Annotated in this window: 9 protein-coding genes; 4 read left to right on the top strand and 5 right to left on the bottom strand. The window is 47.4% G+C overall.

The window, feature by feature from the left end; genetic code table 11:
- Positions 1–248: 248 nt before the first annotated feature.
- Together AAY47_RS18520 and AAY47_RS18515 are read left to right on the top strand one after the other, a co-directional pair.
- Complete coding sequence (locus AAY47_RS18520; protein WP_072161193.1) at positions 249–821, top strand: DUF4291 domain-containing protein; 573 nt, start codon at positions 249–251, stop codon at positions 819–821.
- 36 nt (positions 822–857) lie between these two features.
- On the top strand, positions 858–1,244 hold the full coding sequence (locus AAY47_RS18515) for a hypothetical protein (protein ID WP_047771761.1): 387 nt from the start codon (positions 858–860) through the stop codon (positions 1,242–1,244).
- A gap of 82 nt (positions 1,245–1,326) precedes the next feature.
- On the opposite strand, the gene AAY47_RS18510 is transcribed toward AAY47_RS18515, so the two are convergent.
- The 4 genes from AAY47_RS18510 to AAY47_RS18495 all read right to left on the bottom strand — a co-directional run bounded on the left by AAY47_RS18510 (position 1,327) and on the right by AAY47_RS18495 (position 2,816).
- A complete protein-coding gene (locus AAY47_RS18510; protein WP_047771759.1) occupies positions 1,327–1,611 on the bottom strand; it encodes an addiction module antidote protein in 285 nt (94 codons plus the stop codon).
- Between the two features lies 1 nt (position 1,612).
- Positions 1,613–1,909, bottom strand: a complete 297-nt coding sequence (locus AAY47_RS18505; protein WP_047771758.1) for a type II toxin-antitoxin system RelE/ParE family toxin — start codon at positions 1,907–1,909, stop codon at positions 1,613–1,615.
- Between the two features lie 91 nt (positions 1,910–2,000).
- Complete coding sequence (locus AAY47_RS18500) at positions 2,001–2,345, bottom strand: SymE family type I addiction module toxin (protein WP_047771757.1); 345 nt, start codon at positions 2,343–2,345, stop codon at positions 2,001–2,003.
- 141 nt (positions 2,346–2,486) lie between these two features.
- Positions 2,487–2,816 (bottom strand): SymE family type I addiction module toxin, encoded by a 330-nt coding sequence (locus AAY47_RS18495; RefSeq protein WP_047771755.1) that lies wholly within the window; start codon positions 2,814–2,816, stop codon positions 2,487–2,489.
- A 326-nt stretch (positions 2,817–3,142) separates the two neighbouring features.
- On the opposite strand from AAY47_RS18495, the gene AAY47_RS18490 reads away from it, so the two are divergent.
- Positions 3,143–3,397, top strand: a complete 255-nt coding sequence (locus AAY47_RS18490) for a type II toxin-antitoxin system Phd/YefM family antitoxin (RefSeq protein ID WP_047771753.1) — start codon at positions 3,143–3,145, stop codon at positions 3,395–3,397.
- Positions 3,397–3,822 carry a type II toxin-antitoxin system VapC family toxin gene (locus tag AAY47_RS18485; protein ID WP_047771751.1) on the top strand — a complete coding sequence of 142 codons (426 nt, stop codon included), beginning with the start codon at positions 3,397–3,399 and terminating at the stop codon, positions 3,820–3,822. Before AAY47_RS18490 ends, AAY47_RS18485 begins: the two co-directional genes overlap by 1 nt.
- Before the next feature lie 27 nt (positions 3,823–3,849).
- On the opposite strand, the gene AAY47_RS18480 is transcribed toward AAY47_RS18485, so the two are convergent.
- The gene (locus AAY47_RS18480; protein ID WP_047771749.1) at positions 3,850–6,483 is read right to left on the bottom strand and encodes a host specificity protein J; all 2,634 of its coding nucleotides are present in this window, start codon (positions 6,481–6,483) and stop codon (positions 3,850–3,852) included.
- Positions 6,484–6,676: the final 193 nt, after the last annotated feature.

Raw genomic sequence — 6,676 nt, 5'->3', positions numbered from 1 at the left:
TCAGTAAAAACCTTGTGGGAAGGATGGCTAAAATTGCAGGCCATCCTTGAAGGCTATGAACTCACACTGTCTCTTGAACAAGACTTATGATCAAGAGACAGCCTTCTATGAAGGTGGATTTTTACTCATACATTAGCTGTATTATGCGCAATTTAAGTTCAAAAAACGTTCACACCCTCGCCCTGCTTTCTTCTATTTGATGTACTGAATATCCCAATATATAAGCATAAATGACAAACAGGATGACTATGTTCACATACAAAAACAACCCAATACGTGCATTTTATACACCACAATCAGTTAGAGTCTATCAGGCATATTCTTCTACCATTGCAGACAGCGCTATTGGACATAATACGTTCGTTTCCCCGCCTTTTAGCATGACGCGCATGACATGGATTAAACCTTCATTCTTATGGATGATGTATCGTGCTGGTTGGGGAATGAAAGACTGTGGTCAGGAACGTATTCTGGCTATTGATATCACGCATGAGGGATTTAGAGAAATTCTTCAGCAAGGCGTTATTAGTCATTATGACCCTGATTTGTTTCATTCTCAGGAAGAATGGAAAAAAGAAGTTCAACACAGTGATGTGGTTATTCAATGGGACCCTGAACGAGACATTCATTTAAATAAGTTAGAACAGAGAACCATACAGATTGGTCTGCGTAATCAGGCTGTGGAACATTATGTCAACCAATGGATTATCAACATCGAGGATATAACGAGTAAAGCACATCGTATTCATGAGTTGGTAAAAATTAATAAACTGGATATGGCTTACGATTTATTGCCAGAAGAAAGAATTTATTTGGGATAATTCATCATCTCACTTCAATAATCCAAAAGGAATAACATGATAACGGTATATCAATATATTCATGACAAGATGATAAAAGACAGAGAAAAAATGCGTAACTATTTACTGGGGCCGTTAGATGATGATTTTCCCAAAGAATATAAACCAATACGTGATCTTTATTATAACGGTTCAGATGAAGGAAAAGCATTTGTGGAGAGAATGATCATCAAAACAGCCGATAACATTCTGTTTTCTCAATTGGAAAAAATGGACAGACTCCGGTTTTTAGAAAATGGTAAGGATATGTTTTCAATGCTGTTAAACCCTAAAGAGTATCATGGCAGTGGGGTTTTTGTTCCCGAAAACCTCAGTTTTTGCTCAATAATGAAAGAATTGCTTGAAGAGGAAAAAAATAATTCTACGTCACCGTTTGTTTATTGAATGCGTTTGATTAATAAGTCAATTTTAATAATCATCCCCCTAAACAATTTTAAAACCTGTTTAGGGGAAGAAAGAGTGTGAATTAAGCCCCGGTAAAGTGCAGCTTCAAACCCAGTGCTTTTGATATTTTGTATACCGTATTAAACGATGGGTTGCCGTCATAGGATAATGCCTTATATATTCCTTCCCGGCTTATTCCTGATTCTTTAGCGAGTTGACTGATGTTTTTTATTCTGGCAATGTTGCCTAGTGCTTTAAATAAATATTTTGTATCGTTCTCTTCGAGAGCGGCATTTAAGTATGCCTGAATATCTTCTTCCGTTTCTAAAAAATCCACCACATCAAATTTTTTGGGTTCTGTTTTCATGTTAAAATCCCCATTCTTTCGCAAGTTGTTTGGCTTTCTTTATATCGGCCTGCTGGCTGCTTTTATCTCCGCCACAGAGTAATAATATTATTTCGTTATTTTTATGAGCAAAGTAGACACGATAGCCCTGCCCGTAATGTATTTTGAGTTCCGAAACGCCGTTTCCCACCGCTTCAACATCACCAAAATTTCCTTCTTCGATTCTTTCAACTCTGATTAAGATCTTGGCTTTTGCTATCCTGTCTTTTAAGGATTTTAACCATTTTTCAAAATCTTGAGTCCTTTCAATGGTTATCATGCTCACCCTCATTATTGTATATAAATAATATAGATCGTCAACTATAGTTAACATACCAACGCCATCAGCAATAAGAAAAGTACGACATGTTTCAGCCAGATACCAGACTAGAACCTGTCATCAGCATAATCTTGCCGTAGCCGAGGGCGATTTGAACGGGATTATTCAGCAAGCCGGTTTCCGTTAGCCAGTTGCCCGCCAGATAGAGCTCGCCATTATCACGTACCCAATCGATACCTTGCTTCGGGTTATCTTCCACCGCGTGGAACAGGGCAACCGGGTCATCGCCAGGCTCCGCCAACGTCAATATCAGTCCGTTGTTATATTGTGTGATATGAAACACGGCATTGGCTGTAAATCCCATCTGTTGCATGTCTTCACCCTTTAACACACATTCCGGCCGTTCAGCATTGACAGTAGAAAAATTAATCTCCATAGGTTCCTTCTTTGTTTAATGGGTAAAAATAAAGTGCGAGCTGCTTCGCAAAAGAGAAATTTTGCCATTTAATCACAAATCGCAGCTCACACAAGTATATTCAACATCATGTTTTAATTGATAAAATATGAAATTATGCGTTTAACCCAGCAACTTTCTGCTTAATTTACCGGGAAATTGTTGTAGCCAGTGTGCCACAGCGATATCATCCCATTCGCTTTCATTCAGGCTTTTTAAGCAGTGCCACAGTTCATGAAAATTTTGGGCGGTGATGATCAGACAACCGGGCATCACCCTGATTTTTAATGGATCGTGAATGGAAAATCCGGCTTCCAGCAGCCATTTTCCACTTAAGTTGATAGCTGGAACAGTGCGGTTAATCCCCTTGGGACGGTAAACCACTTTTTGATAACGTTCCGGTTGGGAAATTTTGTAAATACGGGTACTTGCTGTAGAATTTGCGTCAGCCATAATAACTATCTCAGTTAGTTGTTGCGGTTAGCGGTTTTATCGTGTTGCATCACGGTAAAGCCGCGTCGAAATTTCACCACCCACTCTATCTCCCGCTCAAATAACATACCACCGACAAAAATTACCTTTGCAAAGCGGCTCGCAAAATAACGATGAGAGTGTATGCCGTTTATCACGGTGTCTATTGAGCATCAGAGAGATTGGTAAACCCAACGGTCGTGTTATCAGCCACCATTTAGTCAAATGGAATAACGTACAATATTTGCACTATCATTTATATTGTAGTAATGTACCTATATACTTAATTCAAGTAGAAGGTATAGCCCATGACTATCACGACCCTATCCAGCCGGGAGCTGAACCAGGACGTTACCCGCGCAAAAAAAGCGACCAAGAATGGCCCCGTATTTATCACCGATCGCGGCAAGCCCGCTCATGTACTGTTGAGCATTGAGGACTATCGCCTGCTGACAAAGCAGCATCGTAACATTGCCGATTCGCTGGCCATGCCGGGCGTGGCGGATATTGAGTTTGAGCCGCAGCGTGTGACGCTCGAAATCCGCTCGGCTGATTTCTCATGATGTACGTACTCGATACCAACGTGGTGTCCGAGTTACGAAAAATTCGGGCCGGGAAGGCTGCTCCGAACGTGGCGGCATGGGCTGAAGGTGTCGATGCCACTGACCTCTTTGTGTCCGCCATCACCATCATGGAATTAGAACTGGGCGTTTTGTTGATTGAGCGTAAGGATGCTACGCAGGGGGCTATGCTGCGTGCGTGGCTGGAGCAACACGTCTTGCCGGAGTTTTCCGGGCGAACGTTGCCCGTCGATACCGCTGTGGCGCAACGCTGCGCCCGATTACACGTCCCTGACAAGTGCAGCGAGCGTGATGCTTTGATTGCGGCGACGGCACTTGTGCATGGTATGACGGTAGTCACGCGTAACGTAGCCGATTTTCAGTCTACAGGGGTGACGATCCTCAATCCGTGGAAATCTAATCCATAATGAGGGTCGGAAGCTGTCGTTATCGGGTTACCGTATGCGCTGCTTAAGCTCCTTCAGCATGTCATGCAGCTTCTCAATGGTCTGCGCGTTTTCCGCAATAGACTGCTTGTGACGCGCGTCGGCTCTGGCCTGCTCAGCGAGTTGTTCTTGTAAGCGCCGCCCGGTTTCTACGTCCAGAAAATGATCCTGACTGGCCTCCACTATCCAGCCGGTATCACTGGACGCAGCGCCGCTGACCAGTGACGTCCACGCCGAGGTGTTACCCGATTTGTCCACCAGCCGTGTCCGAAAGTAGAGTTTTTCCCCCGCGGCCAGCCCCTGCAAGGTATGAGTACGCTGCGGATAGGCAATATCGGCAAACTGCAGCGTATCGTCATCCTCTCCGTTTTTGTTGTATCCAATTTCAGTTTTCAGCAGGATATCCGTCGGGTTGGCAAAGTCCCAGTCCAGCCGGATACCAAAAAGTAGCGACGTAGTTCGGAGGGACTGCGGTGCCGATGGCACCTTTTTCCGGCTTCCCAGCAGGGTATCCTGTGTGTTCATCCAGATACTGGATATTGCCGCGGCATTCGTCGCCCTGACCCGCGCCTGATCGCGCCCGTCATCAACGTTCGGTATCTCAAGACGCCGCGCGGTAGTCTGGGGAGCCGTTATCCAGTTGCCGTTGTCTTTACGCCATTCGACTTCATAGGCCACGGCACTGTCGGTGGCATCCCATGTGATCTGCAACGTAGTGGTGATAATGCCCTGATTGATCGAAGTATCACTGTCGATAAGAACATTCTTCGGTGCCGCCTGAACGCGGGGCGGAAGGGTGGTCACGGGACGTTCATCAATGCGAATGTTCCTGTCGATAAGCGCATATTTATCAGGATCGTGCTCAACTGCCGTAATGTCAAACGACATGCCATCTTCCCCCGCTTTGATACCCATCACCCGAAAGGGTTGCTCCACACTATAGTTGGATTCAATGGACCAAACGGCACCCACCTCCGGGATATCTGAATAGGCATAGCCACCACCCCATACCGAGACCTCCTGTCCGTTGATCGCTGAAATTAGATCCTTTCCTGTCTTACCGGAAGGCAGGTTGACGACCAGCCAGTCTCTCACTTTTGCCGACGGCACCCGATCCAAGGTGATCATATCTCGCCTCCGCACGGCCTGAATACGCCCGCTTCGACCCGGCCCTGACAGCAGATTATCCGATATACCAATAAGATAACCCGGCAGGGGAATACGGCCCTCGAGTCCGACGGTAAAGGTGACTGTCCGGTCGTGTTCGTTGGTGTGTAGCACCCATTTGCCACGCCGGATAGCTTCACTCTGACTCGTACAACCGATAGCAGTAATGTCAGCCTGCCGGATACCATAACGGCGTATCAGGCGGTGTTCAAAAACCGGTTCAATCGCATCCTGATAACCGTTCTGGGAATCGGACCAGCTCACCATGGCCGTGGAGTAATGAGTTTTCTCACTGCCACTGGCATAGGTGAATTTGCCATCACGCACATTGGCACCCGTAAAGAGATAATCCATGTCACGGGGCATGTCCGCCAGCACGTTCATATTATTATTGGCCCAGAACGTCATTCCCCGAAAGATCCCCACAATGTCACGCAATACGGCCCAAGCCTCTTCCTGTGACTGGATATAGACATTGCAAGTGAAACGCGGCTCTTCGCCGCCTTCGCCATCCGACACAGTCTGGTCGCAATATTGCGCGATGCTATACAGATCCCATTTTGCCAGATTCAGGTTTTCCGTTTTCACCCGGGTGCCGATGCTGAACCGGTCATTGATCATCAGGTCATACAGCACCCATGCCGGATTGTCGCTCCATGCCCATTTGAAGGTGCCGTCCCAGCTGCCATAGTAACGGCGATGCGCCGGATCATAATTGGCGGGCACACGGATGATGCGCATCTTCGGTTCGCAGGTGATCTGCGGGATATTGCGGAACTGTTTGGCATCAAACTGAACGAATAACAGGGCAGTTTCCGGGTAGCTTAATTTGGCGTCAATCACCTCGGTAATGGTTTCTACTATCATCGCATCAGCGATCCGGTTGCTGTTCTGTTTTGGCGTCAGCCGCCGAAGGCGCACCTGCCAGCCCGAATAGGTGGCGGGTAAATCCACCCGGTGGGAGCGTTCGTATTTCGTGGTGGTTTTACCATCAACCGCGGTTTTCAGGATTTCCTTAAAAGCGCCGCCATCGGTGGCGAGGTCAATGGCATATTCAATGCGATACCCCACCGTGTCCCCGTTATCTTTTTGCCGCTGCAACTGGGGCCACGATAATCGCAGACGGATCGCCGACAGTTGGGTATTGGTGACCGCCGTCACCCATGAATTGACCAGCTCGGTGCCGATGGTTCGGGCATTTTCGACTGCCGGCATACCAGGGATATATTCCTGATGAGGCGTGCCGGGACGGAATTCCCATTTGACCCCGTCAAAATTGGGCGTGCCGTCGGAGCCGATAAGCGGCGTGTTATCCAGAAAAATACGACGGCCATCCAGCTCTCCCGCAAATTCTCCCTCACCGAGGGCAAGGATGATTTTGGTATAGGAGGTGGATTGCAGGGAATCCGGGGCTTCCACCGGTGTGCGTGGCTGCTGTCTGCCGCCTTTGTGACCCTGAATGGGCTGTTTTTCCATCTTTCATCCTCCGCCCGTTATTGTTGGTCTTCCGCATAGATACCCGCTGAAATAATGGCCCCGCCAATACGCCGTCTGCCATAACCGATGGGCACCGGGTTACCCTGTGCAACGGTATTTACCGGTCCTCCGATCCGCTGGGGCTGGCAGGGGGGGTTAACCCGTATTCTTATGTGCATAATCCCACGGGTTG

Origin of the sequence: Xenorhabdus griffiniae (genome assembly GCF_001028135.1) — a bacterium.
Classification (GTDB): Bacteria; Pseudomonadota; Gammaproteobacteria; order Enterobacterales; family Enterobacteriaceae; genus Xenorhabdus; species Xenorhabdus bakwenae.
Note: the sequence above shows the minus strand (reverse complement) of the source record. Positions and strands in the feature narration are given on the sequence as shown.